The following is a 20,123-nucleotide window of genomic DNA, read 5'->3' on the forward strand; positions in this document are numbered from 1 at the left end:
AACGCGTCTACACGGCTTCGCCCTTCGACCGCGCGTCGGAGGTGAACTCGAGGCGCGGCGGGGGCTCGGTCGTCTCGTCCCAGGCGCGGCGCTCCGCGCGGTCGAGCCAGTTCAGATACCACTGCGCGAACGTCACGTGCCCCGTCCTGCCACGCAGTTCGACCGGCGCCACGCCCTCGCCGGCGGCCCGTACGTCCTCCCATATGGTGCCGCACTCAGGGCCCGTGACCACGAGGAGCGAGTAGTACGCGCAGCCCTGGGAGCTGATGCAGAGGGTGCCCTCGGTCAGGGCGTCGTACAACTCGTCGCGGCTGGCCTCCCAGGCGGCGTACGCGGCGGCGAAGGCCTCGTCGTCCGGGTAGTCGGCCCGCTGGGGCTCCGCCCACTCGTGCTCGTCGAACTCCGCCGTGCACCCGGGGCGGAAGGGCAGCGCGCAGTGGCCGGTGGCGGGCGGGGCGTCGGGCCCGGGCGGCTTGATCGGGAACAGCCCGTAGTCGGGGCCCGCGCCGCCCGCGCCGACCTGCAGGAGGAACGTGCGGTACTCCTCGGGGAGTTCGGTCCCCAGCCGCCGCTCCACCGCGTGCAGCTGCTCCTCGGTGAGGACGGGCAGCAGCTCGAAGTCGTGGCCGTAGCCGGGGTAGTCGGCGCCGAACACCGCCCACCACCGCGGCGCGTCCCGCAGCGCGAGCACGCGCTCCCGCACCCCTGCCCAGGTCCCGCCCATCGCTCCCCCTCGCCGAAGCCGCCTGCCGGATCGTGTCCATCATCTACTGACCGTCGGCAAGCCGGCGCTGAGCCTCCGCGCGGTACCGCCCCGGCGTGGTCCCGAACTCCCGGCCGAAGGCGTGGGAGAGCGCGTACGGGCTGCCGTAGCCGACCCGGCGGGCGACGGCGGCCAGGGTGTCCGGGGTGTCGCGGAGCAGCGTGGCGGCGACGGTCAGGCGCCACCAGGTGAGGTACGCCATCGGGGGACGGCCGACCAGGGCGGCGAACCGGCGCGCCAAGGTGGGACGGGAGACGCCGACCTCCGCGGCCAGGCGTGCGCTGGTCCACGGGGCGGCCGGGTCCGAGTGCAGCGCCCGCAGGGCGGCGGCCGTCACCGGGTCACCCAGAACGCCGGGCCACGCCCCGCTCGTGCCCTCGGCCATCCAGGATCGGATCATGTAGACGAGGAGGAGGTCGAGCAGGCTCGGAAGCGCTATGCAGGAGCCGGGCCGCCGCGCGTCCAACTCGCCGCTCAGCAGGTCGACGGCGGCGCGGAGCTCGGGGTGGCCGCCCACCCGGTTCGGCAGGTGCACGACCTTGGGCAGCTCCGCCATGAGCGGGTGCAGGCGGCTGCGGTCGAGCCGGTACTTACCGCACAGCATCTCCACCTCGCCGCGATCGGGCCCGGTGCGCGAGCCGGCCCCGTCGCGCCACTGCTCGAACGGCACCGCCTTCGCCACGGCCGCCGCGTCGACCGGGGAATCGGCCATCACGTGTCCCGTGCCGTGCGGCACCAGCACGGCGTCGCCCACGCCGAGGGAGACCGGGGCGCCGCCGTCGGGCAGCAGCCAGCAGCCGCCCTCCAGGACGACGTGGAAGCCCGCGCCGTCGTACGGCCTCAGCCGCACGCACCAGCTCCCACCCACCCGCACCCGGTCGAACGAGGGCCGCCCAAGGCGCACGACGGAGATCGCGTCGCTCACCACGTCCATCGGCGCAGGATATCTCCTGCATCAGAAGTGAGACGAATACGTATGTTCCTGACTCGAATGCGCATTGAGAGGCTCAGTCGGGCCTTCTAGGGTCGAGTCCATGACGAATGAGAGCGCGCAGCGCATCGTGCTGGGGGATGTCGAGGTCATCCGGGTCGTCGAGTGGCAGGGCCCGTTCGCGCCCGCCCGCGACATCGTTCCGGGGTCAGACGCCGAGGCGTGGAAGGAGAACGAGAACTGGCTGGCGCCGGACCACTGGGATCGGGATGGCGACCGGGCCGTCGTAGCGCTGCAGACCTGGGTGCTGCGCAGCGGCGGGCGGACCGTCCTGGTCGACACCGGGGTGGGCAACGGGCGCGAGCGGCCCGGCTCGCCGCGGTTCCACCACTGGCAGGGCGACTTCCTCGGCCGCCTGGCGGGGGCCGGCATCCGCCCGCAGGACGTCGACGTCGTCGTCAACACCCACGTCCACGGCGACCACGTCGGCTGGAACACCTCCGGCACCGACGGGGAGTGGGTCCCGACGTTCCCCAACGCCCAGTACCTCATCCCGGCCGCCGACGACGCCCATTTCGGTCCGGACAACGCGTACGGCAACGGCCTGCGCGAGGACGACCGCCTGATCTACGAAGACAGCATCGCGCCCGTTCACCGGGCCGGACAGGCCGTGCTGTGGGACGGCCTGCACCGCATCGACGCACATCTCACCCTGGAGTCCGCGCCCGGCCACACCCCCGGCTCGTCCGTGCTGCGCCTCGCCTCCGGGAGCGACCGTGCGGTCTTCGTCGGCGATCTCCTGCACAGCCCGGTGCAGATCCTCCGGCCCTCCTGCAACAGCTGCTTCTGCCTCGACCCGGAACAGGCGGCGGCCAGCCGCCGCCGGATTCTCCGGCGGGCCGCCGACGAGCGGGAGCTGGTCGTCCCCGCGCACTTCGGCGGGGCGGGTGCCGTGGAGGTCCGCAGGGAGGGCGACGGGTTCGCCCTGGGGCCATGGGCAGCCTGGGCGGCCGCCGGCACGGAAGAGCGGGCAGCGGGTTAGTCCGGACCTTGAGAGGGCGCGATTCCGGCATACGGACAGGTAGCGTCTCAGTTTTCCCCCCGGGATAACGATCTGTTCCATGATCTCCTACGGGAGCGACACCCCCCGTACGCTCCGCACATGCTCTTCGGAATACGTCGGAAGTCCGCTCCGCGCCTCACCCCTGAACTCGACGACAGCGCCCTGGGCCGGGTGCTGGTGCAATTGCAGGCTCCGCCCACCCCCGGCCTGCGGGACCTGCACGTCGACCAGATCGAGAGCGTGATCACGCAGAGCGCGGACTGGGACCGGCAGACCCACCGAATGGCTGTACTGGCCGAGACCGCCCAGGCCGGCAACCTCGCCGAGGCCTGGGTCGTCCGCCGTCCCGGCAGCGCCCAGGCGCTGACGTTCCAGGCGTGGGTGGACCTGGTGCGCGCCCAGCGGTCGGGCACCATGGCCGACGAGCGGGCGACCGTCGACCGGTGCCACCGGGCCACGGAGCTGGCGCCGCAGGACCCGACGCCGTGGGTCGTGCTGCTGGCGGTGCTGCGGTCGCTCCAGGCCCCCTCGCGCGAGGTCTTCCCCGTCTGGCGCGAGGCGACCGCGCGCGACGCCTGGAACCGGGAGGCGTACCTCCAGATGCTCGGCTACCTCTCCCCGAGGAATGCGGCTCCCACGTCCAGTTGCGCGACTTCATCGACACCGTCCGGTCCCGCATCCCGTCCGCGGCCCCGGCCGTCGGCGTGGAGTTGGCGGCGGCCGTCCAGAACCACCACAGGATCGTGCGGGAAGGCGGCATCAACGGGCTCCTCGCCGACCGGCAGTGGACACACCCGCCCGCCGCCAACGCCCTGGACCAGGCGTTCACGGAGTGGACGCGGCCCGGTTTCCTGAGCCACGCCGCCGCCCTGGCCGACCTCAACGTCCTGGCGTACGCGCTGTCCCAGGCCAACCGCCCGGCCGACGCCGCCGCCGTGTTCACGCTGATCGAGGGCCGGGTCACCGCCTGGCCGTGGCGGCTGGACGGGGATCCGCTGCGGCAATACGCCCACTGGCGGGAACGCGCCCTGCGCTGAACACGTTCCCCGGGTGGGTGGAGCCGTCGTCGGCGCGGCCCCTCCAGGGGGTGGACATGGACGAGTTGGTGCCCGGTGGCAACACGGTGCTGCCGGACGGCGCGCTGGTCATTCGCGTGCCCGGCCCCTTCGATCTGTCCGTGCTGATCACCGATGACGGGGGAAAGGTCGCCGGGGACGGCGACTTCGTGTTCTTCAACCAGCCCTCGGCGCCGGGCGCCCGGCTGCACGGTGACGCCGTGACCGTGCGGCCGCGGCTGCTGCGCTCCGGCGCGAGCCGGGTCACGGTCGTGGTCTCCCCCGCCGATCCCGGCACCCCGCTCGGGCTGCTGCCGGTGCCGTGCATGAGCGTGGCGCGGGAGGGCGGAGCGCCCGTCGCCCGCTTCACGCCGCCGCGGCCGGCGCGGGAGACGGTCCTGCTGCTCGCCGAGCTCTACCGTCGGGGCGACCAGTGGAAGCTGCGGGCCCTCGGCCAGGGGTACGCGGACGGACTGGCCGGCGTGGCACGCGACTTCGGCGTCGACGTCGTGGACGACGCCGACGCCGCGCCCGGTGCCCACGCCGTGCCGGACGCCGGTGGCGTAGGCCGGCCAGGCACCGGGCACAACAGGGCGGCCGTAGCCGCACCGACCGTCGACGGGTTCGTCGGCGCGGTCAACGCCGCACGCCTGCGCTTCGGTTGCCCGCCGGTGGTCCTCGAACGCCGGCTCGCCGCCGCGGCACAGGCCCACGCCGAGGCCATGGCCGCCCACGGCCGGCTCGATGCCGTGGGACCCGGCGGGACATCGGTCCACCACCGGATCGCCGCCGGCGGATACGCGTGCCTGGCCGTCGCCGAGCACCTCGTCTCGGGCCCCCGTACCCCGCCGCGTTCGTCGACTACTGCCTGGCCGACGAGCGGCGCGGCGGGCCGTTCCGGGACAGGACGTTCGTCCATGTGGGCGTCGGCCGGGCGGTCCACGGCGGCTCGGGCGATGTCTACTGGACGGCGCTGTGGGCCGAGCCCTTCACCGCGGCCGGGCTGGCGCGTACGGCGTCGGAGGTCATCGCCCTCACCAATGCCCGGCGGGCCGCCGCCCGGCTGGCCCCGCTCGCCCCCGACCCCCGCCTGACGGCCGCCGCGCAAGCGCACAGCGACGACATGGTCGCCCGCGACTTCTACTCCCACACCAGCCCGGAGGGGCACCAGCCGTGGGACAGGGCCGCTGCCGCGGGGTGCGCCCACCGAGGGATCGGCGAGAACATCGCCTGCGGCCAGCGCACACCCGCCGAGGTGGTCGAGGGATGGATGAACAGCCCGGGCCACCGGGCCAACATCCTGCGGCCCGACTTCACGCACATAGGCATCGGCTACGCGGCCGGCGGCGCCTCGGGCACGTACTGGACACAGCTCTTCGGCGCGGCTGCCGGGCGGGCTCGCAGGTGAGCCCGCCCGGCAGACCGAGGAGGTGAACCGCTGTCAGCCGATCCGCGAACCGGTCGCCCGAAGGGCTTCCGCCACCGGCTGGTAGTAGGTCGTACCGCCCAGGGTGCAGTCACCGCTGCCCCCGGAGGTCAGACCCAGCGCCGTGCTGCCCGCGAAGAGCGAGCCGCCGCTGTCGCCGGGCTCGGCGCAGACCGAGGTGTGGATCAGGTCCTCGACCGTGCCCTGCGCGTAGTTGACGGTCACGTTGACCGCGAGCACGGAGCCGCTGTGCACGCGGCTGGTGCTGCCGCTGCGCAGCACCCGCTGGCCCACGATCGGATCGGCCGCCCGCGTGATCGGCTGCGTCCTGCCGTTGTACAGGTTCACCGCGCTCGGGTGGCTGACGGTGGCGGTGTACGCGGCGATGCCGTAGTCGTCACCCGGGAAGCTGCTGCCCGTCGTCGAGGCGATTTCCGGGCCGCCCCGCGTGGCGGACCAGCTCTGGACCCGGCTGGTGCAGTGCCCGGCGGTCAGGATGTACGGCCGCCCGGCCCTGGTGACGTTGAAGCCGAGCGAACAGCGGGCGCTGTCGCCCCAGATGGCGTCGCCACCGGCGATCAGTGGCTGGATCGTGCCCGTCGTACGCTGGACCGTGGCCCGGTCGCCGAGCGAGGAGACCGCCTTGTTCAGCCGGGCCAGGGCGGTGCTCCTGACCGTGCGGTCGGCGGTGACGACCACCTTGTTGAGCTTCGGATCCATCGCCCAGGCCGTGCCGGGGATGGTGGCCTTGCTCTTCAAGGTCTCGCGGGCCTCGTCCAGCGACTGGAGCGAGTGTTTGACGACCTTGGCCTCGGCACCGGCCGCGCGCACCTTCTTGGCGGCGGCCGCGTTCATCACGTTGACGACAAGCTTGCGGTCCTTGGCGTCGTAGTAGGAACCGGCCGCGTCGGCACCGAGGTCGGAGCTGATGGTCGTGGCCAGCTTCCCGGCCGCGCCGGCGGTCAGAGGGGCAGGGTCAGCGGCGGGAACCGCGGTCGCACTCTGCAGGGTGATCGCGGCGGTGGCCAGCGCCACCACGCCCGCACCGGCGATGACCGAATGATGCTTGCGTATGCTTGTGCGCTTCAACTCAAACCTCCAGAGGGGGGACAGGCCCGGCAATCAGGGCACAGACCCGGAAACCGGGTCCGGAACCCGCAGGGCCGCGGGCACTCCCGTCATGAGGGAGCCACGTCCCTGCCACATCGCCCCGCCGGGCACTCCCCAGGCACGCCCGTGCCACACAGGCCGCGTTCACAACGTGTCCGTCGTGAGGCACGTGTGCTGCCCGAGTCACAGACCATACGTAACCCGGCCACGCCGCGGGCGCACCCCGGCGCCTGCCGGAATCCGCCCACGGCCCCGTGCACGGAGCGTGCCCGTCGCCTACCCGACCTGGCGTTTCGGGAATTCGAGCCCGAGGGGCCGCCGCTCGCCCACCCGCGTCACGCCCGGCGCCGCCCGCTCGTAGGCGGCTGTGCCCGCCGGCCGCGCCGGGAGCGACGACGCTCGGACGCCCAGGACGCGATGAGGAAGACGGGCAGGGCGATGCCCGCCATCAGCGCGGAACCGGTGAACGCGCTCGCCAGGAAGTGCCCCGCCACGCGCGCCACCCCGTAGTAGTAGCCCACCACCACGACCATCAGCAGCAGGTATCCGCCGACGGCGGTACCGAGCACCTGCCGCACGAGGCCGGGCCAGCCCCGCCTGCGGGGTTCGACCGGAACACGTCCGGCGCCCCGGCCGCCCGCGCCGGTCCCCCGCCCGTTCCGGACCGGGTGCCGGCGCAGGACGCTCAGGCCGACGGCGAGGTAGCCCATGATCAGCAGATAGCCGGCCAGCATGACCGCGATGTTCGTCGGGGTGGGGAGCACAACCGGGCCCTTCGGTCGCCGCCGGCGGGACTATTCGGGGGCCTGCCCGTCCCGGAGCAGGAAGTGCCAGCCGCGGACGAAGGTGTGCCAGCCGAACCACAGCCACAGCGCGAACAGCGCCCAGCGGCCCACCGGATAGCGCATGACCGCGCGCATGGCGTCGCTGAGGGTCGGAAAGGCATCGTCCGTCCGGATCAGGGAGATGCCCTCCCACGTGAAGAGGGCGCCGAACAGGACCGCCCACACCAGATACCCGATCACCGGATGCTCGCCCACACCGCCTCCCACCACACTCGTACGACTGCTCCGCCGGTACACCGGCGGCATGGCTCGATCATCCGCCACCGGCGGCGCGGACGGCGGACATGGCGACCAGCGCGGCGACGTGTCGGGGCATCAGCCCGGATATGCGCGGTGGCCGATTCACACACGGTTCGTACGGGGCGCCTACGATGCGATGGCGCGGTGCGGCTAGGATCACGGCATGGTCACGGCCCGGCCGACTTCCAGCCTGCTGCGGACCCGCCCCACGTCGGCGGGTCCCGTTCGCGCGCTGTGGCTGGCGGCGCTGCTGCTGGGCCTGTTGTACACGCACGGACTCAGCGGCGAGAGCGTCGCGGGCCATATGACCGCGGGCTCTTCCGTCACGGCCGCGGCACCCGTGCACACCGCGCATGCGCGTGCGGACGGCGGCGGAACCGCCGTGGCGGCGGCCGCCGACCACGCCGAGCCCCGTCTCGGCCCCGGCCACCACGACCACGGGGAGCCGGGCCACGCCGAGCTGGACTGCCTGTCCGGCAAGCCCCAGCACGGCATCGACCTGCCGACGCCGTGCGCGGCCCCGCCGGCCGCGGTCCCGTCCGCGCCCGTGCACCGTGGCGCGGTGACGCGGCGCGGCCCGGCCGAGACGCCCCCGCCGCCTGTCGGAGACCCGGCGATCCTGCGGATCTAGGCCGACACGGTCCGAACCGGCCGTCGGCGATTTCCAGCGCGCCCGCGCTCCGTCCCACCCTCTCGCGTGCGTCCCTGGCGCCTGCGCGACCGGTTCCTCCCGGCACCTCCCTGTCATCCGTCCGCCCTTCTCCCGCTGCCCTCTTCGGCGCGGGAGGGCCGACCCATGCGCCCGCACCCGCATCCGCACCGCATGCGGCATCGAAACGCGTGCGGCATCGAGAGGAAAAGATGCGCTCTCAGACCCCCACCCCCCTCCCCGCCGTGCCCCAGTCCGGAGTCTCCGGGCTCGTCGGCAACACTCCCCTGCTCCGTGTGTCGGAGCCGCTGGCCCCCGCCGGACGCGGCTTCTGGGCGAAGCTGGAGGGCTTCAACCCCGGCGGCATCAAGGACCGCCCCGGCCTGCACATGGTCGAGCGCGCCCGCGCTCGGGGCGAACTCCGCCCGGGCGGCCGGATCATCGAGTCCACCAGCGGCACCCTCGGCCTGGGGCTCGCCCTGGCCGGCATGGTCCACGGCCATCCGGTCACGCTGGTCACCGACCCCGGCCTGGAGCGGTCCATGACGCAGCTGCTGACCGCGTACGGGGCCCAGGTCAACGTGGTCTCCGAGCCGCATCCGACCGGCGGCTGGCAGCAGGCGCGCCGCGAACGCGTGGCCCAGCTGATGGCGCGCCACCCCGACGCGTGGTGCCCCGACCAGTACAACAACCCGGACAACGTCGCCGCGTACACCCCGCTCGCGCTGGAGCTGGCGTCCGAACTCGGTCACATCGACGTACTGGTGTGCAGCGTGGGGACCGGCGGGCACTCGGCGGGCGTCTCCCGGGTCCTGCGTCAGCTCTACCCCGGGCTGCGGCTGGTGGGCGTGGACACCGTGGGCTCGACCATCTTCGGGCAGCCCGCACGGCCGCGGCTGATGCGCGGGCTGGGATCGAGCATCTACCCGCGCAACGTCGCCTACGAGAACTTCGGGGAGGTGCACTGGGTGGCACCGGCCGAGGCGGTGTGGACCTGCCGCCGGCTCGCCGCGTCCCACTACGCCACCGGAGGCTGGAGCGTCGGCGCGGTCGCCCTGGTCGCCGGGTGGCTGGCCCGTACGCTGCCCGCCGAGACCCGGATCGCGGCGATCTTCCCCGACGGGCCGCAGCGCTATCTCGGAACCGTGTACGACGACGACTACTGCGCCGCCCACGGGCTGCTCGACTCCGCGCCCGCCCCCGAACCGGAGGTGGTGGGCAGCGCGGCCGAGAAGGAGGTCACGCGCTGGACCCGGTGCGCGGACGTCGTGGACCCGCTCACCCTGTCCGCCGCGCCGGATGAGCAGGCCGATGCCGCGCCGGAGGAAGCCGACTCCTCGGCGGAGGCGGGCGCGTGAAGACCACCCTCGCGCAGGTGCGCTCACATCCGCGCAGCGTCCAGCTGCTGATGGCCAATCAGTTCACCATCAACCTCGGCTTCTACATGCTCATGCCCTACCTGGCCCAGCATCTGGCCGGGAACCTGGGGCTGGCCGCGTGGACGGTCGGTCTGATCCTGGGCGTGCGCAACTTCAGCCAGCAGGGCATGTTCCTCTTCGGCGGGACCCTGGCCGACCGCTTCGGCTTCAAGCCGCTGATCATCGCCGGCCTGATGCTGCGTATCGTCGGCTTCGCCGTGCTGGGGCTGGTCGACTCCCTGCCCGCGCTGCTGGCCGCGTCGGCGGCGACCGGCCTGGCCGGCGCCCTGTTCAACCCGGCCGTGCGGGCGTATCTGGCGCAGGACTCGGGCGAGCGGCGAGTGGAGGCGTTCGCGCTGTTCAACGTCTTCTACCAGGCCGGGATCCTGCTGGGCCCGCTGGTGGGGCTGGCGCTGACAGGAGTGAGCTTCCGCCTCACCTGCCTGGTCGCCGCGGGTGTCTTCGCCGTCCTGGCCGCGGTGCAGCTGCGGGCGCTGCCGGCCCGTACCGCGCCGCGGGACAGCGACAGGTCGGTGGCGTCCGTGCTCTCCCAGTGGCGCACGGTCGTGACGAACCGGCCCTTCCTGCTGTTCTCCGTGGCGATGATCGGCTCGTACGCGCTGTCCTTCCAGGTCTACCTGGCCCTGCCGCTGGAGGTACGGCGGGTGGCCGGGGACGGTCAGGTCAACACCATCGGCGTGGCCCTGCTGTTCGCCGCCTCCGGGCTGTCCACCATCTGGTGGCAGACCCGGCTGACCGCCTGGTGCAAGCGGCGGCTGGGAGCGGGGCGTTCCCTGGTCGCCGGGCTGGCCGCGCTCGGGGCCGCCTTCCTGCCGCCGCTGGCCGCCGCTGCGGTGCCCGTGCCCGCCGGGGGGCCGGCCCGCTGGGCGCTGGCCGTGGTGCCACCGCTGATATCGGCGCTGCTGCTGGCGCTGGGCACCATGCTGGCGTACCCGTTCGAGATGGACACGATCGTCGCGCTGGCGGAAGACCGGTACGTGGCCACGCACTACGGCCTCTACAACACCATCTGCGGGATCGGCATCACCCTGGGGAACCTGCTCACCGGCGCGGCGCTGGACGCCTCCCGCGCCGCCGGGGCGCCGGCGTTGCCCTGGGCGATCCTCGCCGCCGTCGGAGGCGCGTGCGCGCTGGCCGTCCTCGGCCTGCACCGCACCGGCCGCCTGGCACCGGCCGCGCGAGCCGCGGCGCGACCCGCCACGGCGTGATACGCGGACGCCGCGTGGGACGGCCCGAAGCCGTCCCACGCGGCTCCGGGTCACGGCTTCTTCGCCGGGCACTCCTTCCACTTGAGCCGGTACACGGTGTTGATGTCGCCGTCCGTGGAGTCCATCGTCATGAAGCTGGTGGTCGTCGTGGGATCCGACGTGCCGGCGCTGACCCGCAGTTCGGTGTTGATGTTGAAGTTCCGGCGCTCACCGCAGGGCGCCCACACGATCGTCCCGATGTCGGTGACATCGGTGGCCTGCCAGTTGTCGCTGCGCGGCCCCTGGAAGGGATGGCTGACCGGTGTCGTCTCCGCGGAACCCTGGAAGTAGTACGACGCCTTCTGCACCGCGCTCGCGCCGCGCTCCAGGTGGGCGAACCCGCGGTAGTCGGCACTGGCGATGGCGTAGGTGAAGCCCTGCGGGACGTGCACGATCAGGTTGAGCTGGCAGTTCTTGCGGAAGTCGGTCGGCTTGGAGCCGACGCCCACCTGGGCGAGGTACTCGCTGTACGTCACGGTGAAGGCGGTGTTGTCCGGGGAGACGGCCACGGCGGCGCTGCCGGGTCTGCAACCCGATCCGTTGACGGTGGCGATCTCGATCTGCATCTTGTCCGGCGGCTCGGTGATCTCCGCGGACGCGCTCTGCGTGGACAGCGTTGTCGCGCAGAGCGCCGCTATGGCGGCACCAGCGAACAGTAGGCGCGGCATGGTTCTCCGATCAGTCGTCAGGGGAGCGTGCCGGGAAGGCTCGAGCGGCCCCGGGCGGCGCTCCACGTGGGGTTGAACGACTTGCTGGACCGAACACGCCCGGGCGCGAGGAACCGTCGTACGGCGACGGCGCGCCCGGGTCTTGCGCATGCCGAGCTCCGGCGCTCCTCCATGCCTTCGGGCATGGGAGGTACCCCCTGGGGACGGTGTGCGGGGCGCCGGAGCAATCGCACCATAAGAGCGGGCGCACGAAGAGTCCAGACCAGATCAGGCCCTGAACGCGCCGTGGACGGCTACGGCCGCGTGGTGCGCGCCTCCAGGGAGCGCCGGGTGCCGGGGCCGTACACGCCCTCGCCGTCGCCCTCGACCCCGTATCCCTGCTGATAGCGCAGCACCGCGTACCGCACACCGCCGTCGTACCTGCCGTCGGCGCTCTCGTCGTAGAGGCCGACCTGGGCGAGGCGCTGCTGTAGTTCGACGACCTCGGAGCCGCGGCTGCCGGGCTTGAGGACCGGGCCGTCCTCCGGAGTGCCCGTGGCCGCGGCCGGCTGACGGGCGGTGCCGACGCTGGGGGGCGCCGACCGGAACGGGCCCGGTTCGGGCGCGGCCGTCGGCGACGAAGTGGTGCGACGGGACGGCGACTTGACCGACGGCGAGCCGCTCGGCGGCGCGGTGGGCCGCGCGCGGGAGGCGTCGCCGGAGGGGAGGTGGGTGGGGAGGATCAGCCGCGGAGTCAGGGAATCGCCGTCGGGTACGGCCCGGTCGGCCCGGTCCGAACCGCTGAACAGCGAGACGGCGAGGGAGACCAGCCCCGCCGTGGCGGCGGTCGCGACGACCGCGCCGACCACAGCGGAGGTCTTACGGGAGCGTGGCGCGCGGCGGCGGTGCGCCGCCCGGCCGGGCTCCACCGGCCCCAGTTCGACCGGCTCGTGCAGCGCGAGGCCGGGGGCGTCCGGCGCGGCGGCGAACAAGTCGACGTCCGCCGCGGCGGGCCCGGCGTCCGCGGACCCGAGCAGGGGCCTGACCGTCGAGTCGGCCGAGGGCGCGAGCCCCCAGCCCGGCGGCTCTCCAGCGCCGGCGGCTCTCCCAGGTATCTCCGATCCCACCTGCTCTTCCTCCCTAGCGCCCGAAGACGCACTGATTATGCAGAACGGCCGGGCACCGCGCGCCGCGCACCCATTCATGGCCCCCGTTAGTCCTATTAAATGACTTTTAATACATGTATTGAACACGATAGGGGGTAGAGGGATAGTCTCATCCGCGTCGCAAATCCCTTGCCCCGCAAGCTCGATGAGCTCGCGGGCGAATCGCATGAGGAGATGGCATGAAGAAGTCGTACGAAGCCCCGGCTCTGGTCCGACTCGGCACGTTCCGTAAGAAGACGGGGCTGCTCCAGAGCAGCGGGAACGACCGACTCATCTTCAGCAAGAACTGAGGCTGACGGTTCTCTGATCCGAACTCATGCCTGAGTTGCACGAGAGTGCGGGGGCGGGCCCCGGCGACGCGCACTTCGCAGTCCTCCCGGACTGCGCGGACGCGGCAGCCGCGGCCCGCTTCTTTACCCGCCCAGGAACACGGACGCTGTCCCATGCCTCGGGACGGCCATGGCTGATCGGCGAGTGGGGCGAGCACGAGTGCGTGAGCGTGCGAGCGGGGCAGACCTCGCTCGCCGTCATCGGATGCTGCCCCGTGGACACCAGCGAGCTGGAGCGTCGCGCCGCCCGACTGCGCGACCTCGCCGAGCTGGAGACGCTGGCGCGTACGCTGCCAGGCAGCTTCCATCTCGTGGCCTCCTCCGGAGGGCGGGTGCGCGTGCAGGGCGCCGCCTCCGGTCTCCGGCTCGTCTTCGACGCGTCCGTCGGCGGCGTGCGGGTCGCCGCCAGCCACGCCGATCTGCTCGCCGCCGCGATCGGCGCCGAACCCGATCCCGAGCAGCTGGCCATCCGGCTGATGTGGCCGGCCCCCTATCCCCTGTTCGAGTCCTCCGTCTGGCGCGGCATCGCGGCCGTGCCGCCGGATGACGCCCTGATCATCGAGCCGGACGGCCGGACGGCCCGGCGGTCACGCTGGTGGACACCCCCCGAGCCGACCCGGCCCCTGGCCGAGGGCGCGCCGATCGTGCGGGAGGCGCTCACCGAGGCTGTCGATGCCCGGACCCGGGGCGGCGGCGTGGTCAGCTGCGACCTCTCCGGCGGCCTGGACTCCACCTCCGTCTGTTTTCTGGCCGCGCGGTCACCGGCCAAGGTGGTGGCCAGCACCTGGCCGGGGCGGGACCCCGCCGACACCGATCTCCAGTGGGCCGAGAAGGCCGTCACCTTCCTGCCGGACGTCGAGCACGTGGTGTGGGACGCCGACGCCTCACCGCTGGTCTACACCGACCTGCTGGACATCGACGATCCGATGGACGAGCCGACCATCGGCGTCATGGACCGGTCACGGGCCCTGCACCATCTGCCGGGACTGGCGGAACGGGGCAGCCGCCTCCATCTCACCGGCATCGGCGGCGACCATGTCGCGTGGTGTTCGGAGGCGTACTACCACCGGCTGCTCCGCACGCGCCCGTTGTTCGCCCTGCAGCAGCTGCGGGGCTTCCGGGCCCTGTGGCACTGGCCGCTCGCCGGTACCGCGCGGGCGCTGGCCGACAGTCGACCGTACGGACGATGGCTCGCCGACTCCAGCCGCCAACTGCGCGGCCCCCTGCCCTCGTCCGTCAGCAACGGACTCGGCTGGGGCATGTCACCGCGCCTGTTCCACTGGGTCACCGCGGACGCGGAGCGGATGGTCAGGCGGGCGCTGCGCGAGGCCGCGGCGAGCGTCGCACCGCTCCACCGCGACCGCGGCATGCACACCGACCTGGAGGCGATCCGCTCCTGCACCCGCATCATCCGCCAGTGGGACCGGATGGCCGCCCGCGCGGGCCTGCCGATGGCGTCACCGTTCTTCGACGACCGCGTGATCGAGGCATGTCTCGCCGTCCGGCCGAGCGAGCGGGTCACGCCCTGGCAGTACAAACCCCTGCTGAGCGCCGCCATGCGAGGGGTCGTTCCGGAGGCGTGCCTCAGCCGTACCAACAAGGCCGAGGCGTCGATGGACGCCGCCAACGGTCTCCGTGAACACCGCGGCGACCTGATGGCGTTGTGGGAGGACTCACGGCTGGCAGAGCTCGGGCTCGTGGACGTCGATGCCTTGCGGCAGTTGGCCAGACGACCCTCCTCTCCAGGGCTGAGCAAGGGGATCCTCTACACCACGATCGCCTGCGAGGTCTGGTTGCGCGGACTGACTCCCGCGAAGGACAAAGCGGTGCCTACCAGTTCGTAGGTCACATTCCACCGGTGTTCAGGCAGAAAGGGGCTTCATCACATGACACTGCGACTCCGTGCCGGTGTCTCCACCGCGGAGACCGACTACGGCACGGTGCTTCTCGACGAGCGCGGCGGACACTACTGGGAACTCAATCCCACCGGCGCGCTGGTGGTCCGCACCCTGCTCGACGGCGGGGCGGAGCCGGAGGCGGTCGACGCGCTCATCGCGGAGTTCGACATCGACCGTGCGCAAGCCGCGCGGGACGTCGCCGACCTGGTCCGGGAACTGCGGGATTCGGGGCTGGCCGCATGACGACACCGAGCGTGGTGGAGCGGCCGACCGGGGTTCCCTTCGCCCAGCGGCTGGCCGCCCGCGCCGTCCTCGTCCCCGCCGTGGCCCTGTCCCTGCTGCCACCGCGCCGGATCCGGTCGGTGCTGGAGATCGTGCGGCGCGGGGCCGCTCCGGCCTCCGCCGACCAGGCCAAGTCGGCGCGCGACGCGATGTGCGCGGTGAGCCTGCGCTGTGCCGGGCCGCGCGGCTGCCTCCCCAGGTCGCTGGGCGCGGCGCTGCTGTGCCGGCTGCGGGGCCGCTGGCCGACATGGGTCACCGGGGTGCGCGTGGTGCCCCCGTTCACGGCCCACGCCTGGGTGGAGGCCGACGGTTCCCCCGTGGGCGAGGGCGTACCCGACGGGTACTTCACCCGGCTCATGGCCGTCGCCCCGGTGCGACGCGCGGCAGAATGAGCGGATCCGTCGCGGTCGGCGAGGAGACGCAGGGGATATCCGTCGACGCAGCGTCGGGAACGGGCGGGCACTCCACCCGGAGTTCGATCACCGCCATGTTCCGGCTCACCGCCGAGCACCGGCCCGCCATGGCCGCCGCGGCGCTGCTCACCCTGGCGAGTTCGGCTCTGGGGCTGGCGCAGCCGCTACTCGCCAGGGGCATTGTCGACGCCGGCGGTCAGGGCCGTGCGTACTGGCCGCTGGTGCTGCTCCTGGCCGCCGTCTTCGTCGCCGAGGCGGCGACCGGGGCGGTGGGGCGCTTCGTCCTGGAGCGCACCGGGGAGGGCGTGGTGCGGGGGCTGCGGCATGGCCTGGTGGCCCGGCTCCTTCGCGTGGAGATGCGGGAGTACGACAAGCACCGCAGCGGTGACCTCATCTCCCGGGTCACCGCCGACACCACGCTGCTGCGGGAGGTGGTGGCCCAGGCGCTGGTCGACCTGGCGACGGGGGCGACGGTCGCCGCGGGGGCCGTGGCCCTGATGCTGTGGCTCGACCCCCTGCTGATGGTCCTGGTCACCCTGACGGTCGCCGCGGCGACGGTGGTGGTGGCCTCGCTGCTGCGCGGGCTCCGGGCCGCGGCAGAGCGGATGCAGGGAGCCGTGGGCCAGCTCGCCGCCGATCTGGAGCGGGCGCTCGGGGCGCTGCCCCTGGTACGGGTCCACCGGGCCGAGGAGCGGGAGGCCGCCCGCATCGGAGAGCGCGTCGAGGCGGCGTACAGCGCGGGCGTACGGACCGCGCGGCTGGGGTCCTTGACGAGTCCGGCGGTCGAACTCGCCGTCGGGGGTTCGTTCCTGATCGTCCTGGTCATCGGCGGGCTGCGGGTGGGCGGAGACGCCAACTCGCTCGGGGACCTGGTCGCCTTCCTGCTCTACGCCTCGTATCTCGTGGTGCCGTTGTCATCGGTGTTCGGGGCGATCGGTCTGATCCAGCGTGGCATGGGGGCGTTCCAGCGCATCGAGGAGGCGCTGGCGCTGCCCGTGGAACCGGAGGAACGCGCCCCCGTCTTCCGGTGTACGGACCGGTCCGCGGACGGCGAGGACCCGACGCCTGTCCTGGCTGTGCGGGACGTCTGCTTCGGGTACGTTCCGGAGCGCCCGGTGCTCCGCGGTGTCTCGCTCACCGTCCCCCACCGGCAGCAGGTCGCCCTGGTCGGCCCGTCGGGTGCGGGCAAGAGCACGCTCTTCGCGCTGGTGACCCGGTTCTACGAACCGGACTCCGGGACCTTGCTGTTCGACGGCCGTCCCGCGGCCGAGCTGGGGCGCGGGCAGTGCCGCTCGCGGCTCGCCATCGTGGACCAGGGCACGCATGTCATCGACGGCACGCTGTGGGACAACCTCACCTACGCCGCACCGGAGGCCACCGAGGCCGACGTCCGGCGAGTGGTCGAACTCGCTCAGCTGGACGAGGTGGTCCAGCGGCTGCCCGGTGGCCTGTACGGTCCGCTCGGCCAGCGCGGCCGTACCCTGTCCGCGGGGGAACGCCAGCGCGTCGCACTGGCCCGGGCCCTGCTCACCAGGCCCTCACTGCTCCTGCTGGACGAGCCGACCTCCCACCTCGACGCGATCAACGAGGCTGCTCTGACGAGGGTGATGAAGGAGATCACGCAGGAGTGCGCGGTGCTGGTGATCGCACACCGGCTGTCCACCGTGCGGCACGCCGACCGCATCGTCGTCCTGCATGAGGGGCGTGCCGTCGCCTCCGGAGCACACGAGGAACTGCTGGCCGACAGCGACATGTACCGCGGGCTGGCGCGCGGCCAGATGCTGCGCCCGGCGCGGCCGTAGGAGTGCCGCGCCCTATCCGGCGTCGCCGCCGGGGGGCAGTGGCTGCTCGGCCCAGATGACCTTGCCGTCGGGGGTGTACCTGGTGCCCCAGCGTTCGGCGATCTGGGCGACCAGGAACAGCCCTCGGCCGCCCTCGTCCGTCGTGGCCGCGTACCGCAGGTGGGGCGAGGTGCTGCTGCCGTCGGACACTTCGCTGATCAGGGTGCGGTCGCGCAGCAGCCGTACCCTGATCGGCGGTGAGCCGTAGCGGATGGCGTTCGTGATCAGCTCGCTGAGGACCAGCTCCGTGGTGAACTCCAGGTCCGACAGGCCCCAGTCGGCCAGCTGCCCGCTGACGGCGGCGCGCATCCCCGCGACGGCGGCGGGGTCGGACGGCACGTCCCACTCCGCGACGCGGTCGCGTCCCAGGGTCCGGGTGCGGGCGATGAGCAGGGCCACGTCGTCCTTGGGACGGGCGGGCAGGAGCGCCTCCAGCAGCGCCTGGCAGCTCTCCTCCGGTGACCGGTCGGGGTGGGCCAGCGCATGGCGCAGCAGCTCCATCCCCACGTCGATGTCCCGGGTGCGGTCCTCGATCAGTCCGTCGGTGTAGAGCACGAGCCGGCTGCCCTCGGCCAGCTCCAGTTCGGCGGTCTCGAACGGCATGCTGCCCAGGCCCAGTGGCGGCCCGGCCGGGATGTCCGGGAACTCCACGCGGCCGTCGAGGTGGACCAGTGCGGGCGGGGGGTGTCCCGCCCGCGCCATGGCGCAGCGCCGGGACACGGGGTCGTAGATCGCGTACAGGCAGGTGGCTCCCGTGATGCCGGATCCGCCTGCGGGCGCTGCTCCGTCGAGGCCGGTTCCCGGCTCGTCCTGGTCGATGCGGTTGACCAGGTCGTCGAGGTGGCCCAGGAGTTCGTCGGGCGGCAGGTCGAGCGTGGAGAAGTTGTGGACCGCGGTCCGCAGCCGCCCCATGGTGGCGGCGGCGTGCAGTCCGTGTCCGACGACGTCGCCGACGACCAGTGCGACGCGGCTGCCGGACAGCGGGATCACGTCGAACCAGTCGCCGCTGACGCCGGACTGGGCGGGCAGGTAGCGGTGGGCGACGTCGAGGGCGCTCTGCTGCGGCAGGGCGCGCGGCAGCAGGCTGCGCTGCAGGGTCACGGCCACGGTGTGCTCGCGCGTGTAGCGGCGGGCGTTGTCGATGCTGATCCCGGCGCGGGCGACGAGCTCCTCGGCCAGGAACAGGTCGTCTTCGTCGAACGGTTCGGGCTTCTCCGAACGCCAGAAGTTGGCCACGCCCAGCACGATGCCCCGCGCCTGGATGGGGGCCGCGATCAGGGAGTGGATGCCGTAGGCGGTGACCCTCCCGGTCTGTACGGGGTCCTGTGCCCGCCACTCCGGGGCGTCGGTGAGGTCGGCGACCACCTCCGACCGGCCGCTGCCGAATCCGCGCGCCTGCGGGGTGGCGGCGGGGTAGTCGATCAGTGTGTCGATGGGCAGGAGCGGGTGGTCGCCACGGATGCCCTTGACGGCGCTGCGTCGCATGCGCGTTCCCCCGCCGGTGGGCTCCTCGCCCCGCAGGACGGGCTCGGCCAGGTCGACGGTGACGAAGTCGGCGAAGCCGGCGACCGCGACCTCGGTCAGTTCCTCGGCCGTGCGCACCACGTCCAGGCTGGTGCCGATGCCGACCCCGGCGGCGTACAGGAGCTTGAGGCGCTTGCTGGTGACCTCCATCCTGCCGGTCAGGGCCTGCAGCTCCGTGGAGTCGCGCACGGTGGCGACCGATCCCATGGGTCCGCCGTAGCGGTCCGTGGGGCGCTGGTTCACGGCCAGCAGCCGGTCGCCGGCCGGGTGCAGCTCGTCCGTCGCCGTACGGCCGGAGACGATCAGCCGGGCCATGCCGGGGTCCAGGCCGGGCAGTTCCGCGACGTTCCGGCCCTCGGCGTCCGGCGGCAGTTCCAGCAGCCGCTTGGCCTCGTCGTTCGCCAGCAGCAGCCGGCCGTCGCCGCCGACGATGAGCACGCCTTCGCGGACGGCGTGCAGCACCGCGTCGTGGTGCTCGTACATGCGCGTCATCTCGGCCGGGTCCAGGCCGTGCGTCTGCCGCCGCAGTCGCCGGGCCACCAGCGCCGTGCCGGTCATGGCCAGGGCGAGTCCGCCCGCGCCGGTGCCGAAGATGATCGGCAGGTGGCGCTCGAAGGCGTTGTCGACGTTCTTGACCTTCATGCCCGCGGACACCAGGGCGACGATGTCGCCGCGGTCGGTGACGGGAACGATCGCCTGCACCTCTTTGCCCAGGGGGCCGTCGACGCTCTCGGTGTGCACGCGCCCGGCCAGCGACGGTTCGATGGTGCCGACGAACCTCTTGCCGATCCGGTCCGGCTGCGGATGGCTGTAGCGGATCCCGTGCGTGTCCATGACGACGATGAAGTCGACGCCCGCTTCCTTCCGCGCCGTCTCGGTGATCGGCTGGAGCACCTTGGCGGGATCGGGGGAGTCGAGGGCGTCCAGGAGACCGGGGGCGTGCGCGAACGTCTCCGCGACGGCGATGGAGCGCTTGCGGGCCTCCCTGTCGCTGTCGGTCCGGGTCTGCAGGACCAGGGCCAGCACGGCCGCGACGACGAGCAGCACGGCGAACGCCACCTGCAGGACGAAGACCTGCCCAGCAACGCTTCTGGGGCGCTTTTCGGTCAGTGACCGGACCGATACGCGCCGGAATCGGTCAAAAGCAACGGCCACAGCGCCATCTAACACTGTCCGGCCGGGTACGGCCATGGTGCGCCGCTGATTGGATCGTCCGGGTACCCGCCGCACCCGTCACCCGAACGGCGGCGCCCGG

At 72.8% G+C, this 20,123-nt stretch carries 18 protein-coding genes and 1 pseudogene; 11 read left to right on the top strand and 8 right to left on the bottom strand.

Annotated features, from left to right (window positions below):
• Positions 1-7 precede the first annotated feature (7 nt).
• Together Q3Y56_RS03575 and Q3Y56_RS03580 are read right to left on the bottom strand one after the other, a co-directional pair.
• Positions 8-724, bottom strand: a complete 717-nt coding sequence (locus Q3Y56_RS03575) for an SMI1/KNR4 family protein (protein ID WP_304460516.1) — start codon at positions 722-724, stop codon at positions 8-10.
• A 43-nt stretch (positions 725-767) separates the two neighbouring features.
• The gene (locus Q3Y56_RS03580; protein WP_304460517.1) at positions 768-1,697 is read right to left on the bottom strand and encodes an AraC family transcriptional regulator; all 930 of its coding nucleotides are present in this window, start codon (positions 1,695-1,697) and stop codon (positions 768-770) included.
• 100 nt (positions 1,698-1,797) lie between these two features.
• Between Q3Y56_RS03580 and Q3Y56_RS03585 the strand changes: the two genes are divergently transcribed.
• The 3 genes and pseudogenes from Q3Y56_RS03585 (at position 1,798) to Q3Y56_RS03595 (ending at position 5,220) form a co-directional block, all read left to right on the top strand.
• On the top strand, positions 1,798-2,736 hold the full coding sequence (locus Q3Y56_RS03585) for an MBL fold metallo-hydrolase (protein ID WP_304460518.1): 939 nt from the start codon (positions 1,798-1,800) through the stop codon (positions 2,734-2,736).
• A gap of 665 nt (positions 2,737-3,401) precedes the next feature.
• The gene (locus tag Q3Y56_RS03590; RefSeq protein ID WP_304460519.1) at positions 3,402-3,794 is read left to right on the top strand and encodes a hypothetical protein; all 393 of its coding nucleotides are present in this window, start codon (positions 3,402-3,404) and stop codon (positions 3,792-3,794) included.
• A gap of 56 nt (positions 3,795-3,850) precedes the next feature.
• Positions 3,851-5,220 (top strand): annotated as a pseudogene (locus Q3Y56_RS03595) (CAP domain-containing protein).
• Between the two features lie 33 nt (positions 5,221-5,253).
• On the opposite strand, the gene Q3Y56_RS03600 reads toward Q3Y56_RS03595, so the two are convergent.
• From Q3Y56_RS03600 to Q3Y56_RS03610, 3 genes are all read right to left on the bottom strand, one after another.
• Positions 5,254-6,327, bottom strand: coding sequence for a S1 family peptidase (locus Q3Y56_RS03600; RefSeq protein WP_304460520.1), 1,074 nt, complete (start codon positions 6,325-6,327; stop codon positions 5,254-5,256).
• Positions 6,328-6,683: 356 nt separating this feature from the next.
• Positions 6,684-7,112, bottom strand: a complete 429-nt coding sequence (locus Q3Y56_RS03605) for a DUF6256 family protein (RefSeq protein WP_304460521.1) — start codon at positions 7,110-7,112, stop codon at positions 6,684-6,686.
• A gap of 30 nt (positions 7,113-7,142) precedes the next feature.
• Positions 7,143-7,388 carry a DUF6186 family protein gene (locus Q3Y56_RS03610; RefSeq protein WP_304460522.1) on the bottom strand — a complete coding sequence of 82 codons (246 nt, stop codon included), beginning with the start codon at positions 7,386-7,388 and terminating at the stop codon, positions 7,143-7,145.
• 208 nt (positions 7,389-7,596) lie between these two features.
• Between Q3Y56_RS03610 and Q3Y56_RS03615 the strand changes: the two genes are divergently transcribed.
• The 3 genes from Q3Y56_RS03615 to Q3Y56_RS03625 all read left to right on the top strand — a co-directional run bounded on the left by Q3Y56_RS03615 (position 7,597) and on the right by Q3Y56_RS03625 (position 10,729).
• Entirely contained in the window at positions 7,597-8,064 is a 468-nt protein-coding gene (locus Q3Y56_RS03615) for a hypothetical protein (RefSeq protein ID WP_304460523.1), read from the top strand.
• 230 nt (positions 8,065-8,294) lie between these two features.
• The gene (locus Q3Y56_RS03620; RefSeq protein ID WP_304460524.1) at positions 8,295-9,440 is read left to right on the top strand and encodes a PLP-dependent cysteine synthase family protein; all 1,146 of its coding nucleotides are present in this window, start codon (positions 8,295-8,297) and stop codon (positions 9,438-9,440) included.
• Positions 9,437-10,729, top strand: coding sequence for an MFS transporter (locus tag Q3Y56_RS03625; RefSeq protein WP_304460525.1), 1,293 nt, complete (start codon positions 9,437-9,439; stop codon positions 10,727-10,729). The genes Q3Y56_RS03620 and Q3Y56_RS03625 overlap by 4 nt, the downstream gene beginning before the upstream one ends.
• A 50-nt stretch (positions 10,730-10,779) precedes the next feature.
• On the opposite strand, the gene Q3Y56_RS03630 is transcribed toward Q3Y56_RS03625, so the two are convergent.
• A complete protein-coding gene (locus Q3Y56_RS03630; protein ID WP_304460526.1) occupies positions 10,780-11,436 on the bottom strand; it encodes a DUF4360 domain-containing protein in 657 nt (218 codons plus the stop codon).
• A 293-nt stretch (positions 11,437-11,729) separates the two neighbouring features.
• Complete coding sequence (locus tag Q3Y56_RS03635; protein ID WP_304460527.1) at positions 11,730-12,542, bottom strand: peptidoglycan-binding protein; 813 nt, start codon at positions 12,540-12,542, stop codon at positions 11,730-11,732.
• 218 nt (positions 12,543-12,760) lie between these two features.
• Between Q3Y56_RS03635 and Q3Y56_RS03640 the strand changes: the two genes are divergently transcribed.
• The 5 genes from Q3Y56_RS03640 to Q3Y56_RS03660 all read left to right on the top strand — a co-directional run bounded on the left by Q3Y56_RS03640 (position 12,761) and on the right by Q3Y56_RS03660 (position 17,305).
• A complete protein-coding gene (locus Q3Y56_RS03640) occupies positions 12,761-12,871 on the top strand; it encodes a keywimysin-related RiPP (RefSeq protein ID WP_304460528.1) in 111 nt (36 codons plus the stop codon).
• A 26-nt stretch (positions 12,872-12,897) separates the two neighbouring features.
• Positions 12,898-14,754: a lasso peptide isopeptide bond-forming cyclase gene (locus tag Q3Y56_RS03645; protein WP_304460529.1), complete on the top strand. Its 1,857-nt coding sequence runs from the start codon at positions 12,898-12,900 to the stop codon at positions 14,752-14,754.
• 42 nt (positions 14,755-14,796) lie between these two features.
• Positions 14,797-15,051 (top strand): lasso peptide biosynthesis PqqD family chaperone, encoded by a 255-nt coding sequence (locus tag Q3Y56_RS03650; protein WP_304460530.1) that lies wholly within the window; start codon positions 14,797-14,799, stop codon positions 15,049-15,051.
• Entirely contained in the window at positions 15,048-15,482 is a 435-nt protein-coding gene (locus Q3Y56_RS03655) for a lasso peptide biosynthesis B2 protein (protein WP_304460531.1), read from the top strand. The genes Q3Y56_RS03650 and Q3Y56_RS03655 overlap by 4 nt, the downstream gene beginning before the upstream one ends.
• A 95-nt stretch (positions 15,483-15,577) precedes the next feature.
• On the top strand, positions 15,578-17,305 hold the full coding sequence (locus Q3Y56_RS03660; RefSeq protein WP_304465460.1) for an ABC transporter ATP-binding protein: 1,728 nt from the start codon (positions 15,578-15,580) through the stop codon (positions 17,303-17,305).
• Between the two features lie 12 nt (positions 17,306-17,317).
• Here Q3Y56_RS03660 and Q3Y56_RS03665 read toward each other — a convergent pair whose 3' ends face one another.
• Complete coding sequence (locus Q3Y56_RS03665) at positions 17,318-20,059, bottom strand: SpoIIE family protein phosphatase/ATP-binding protein (protein ID WP_304460532.1); 2,742 nt, start codon at positions 20,057-20,059, stop codon at positions 17,318-17,320.
• Positions 20,060-20,123: the final 64 nt, after the last annotated feature.

Origin of the sequence: Streptomyces sp. XD-27, from assembly GCF_030553055.1 — a bacterium.
In the GTDB taxonomy this organism is placed as follows: Bacteria; Actinomycetota; Actinomycetes; order Streptomycetales; family Streptomycetaceae; genus Streptomyces.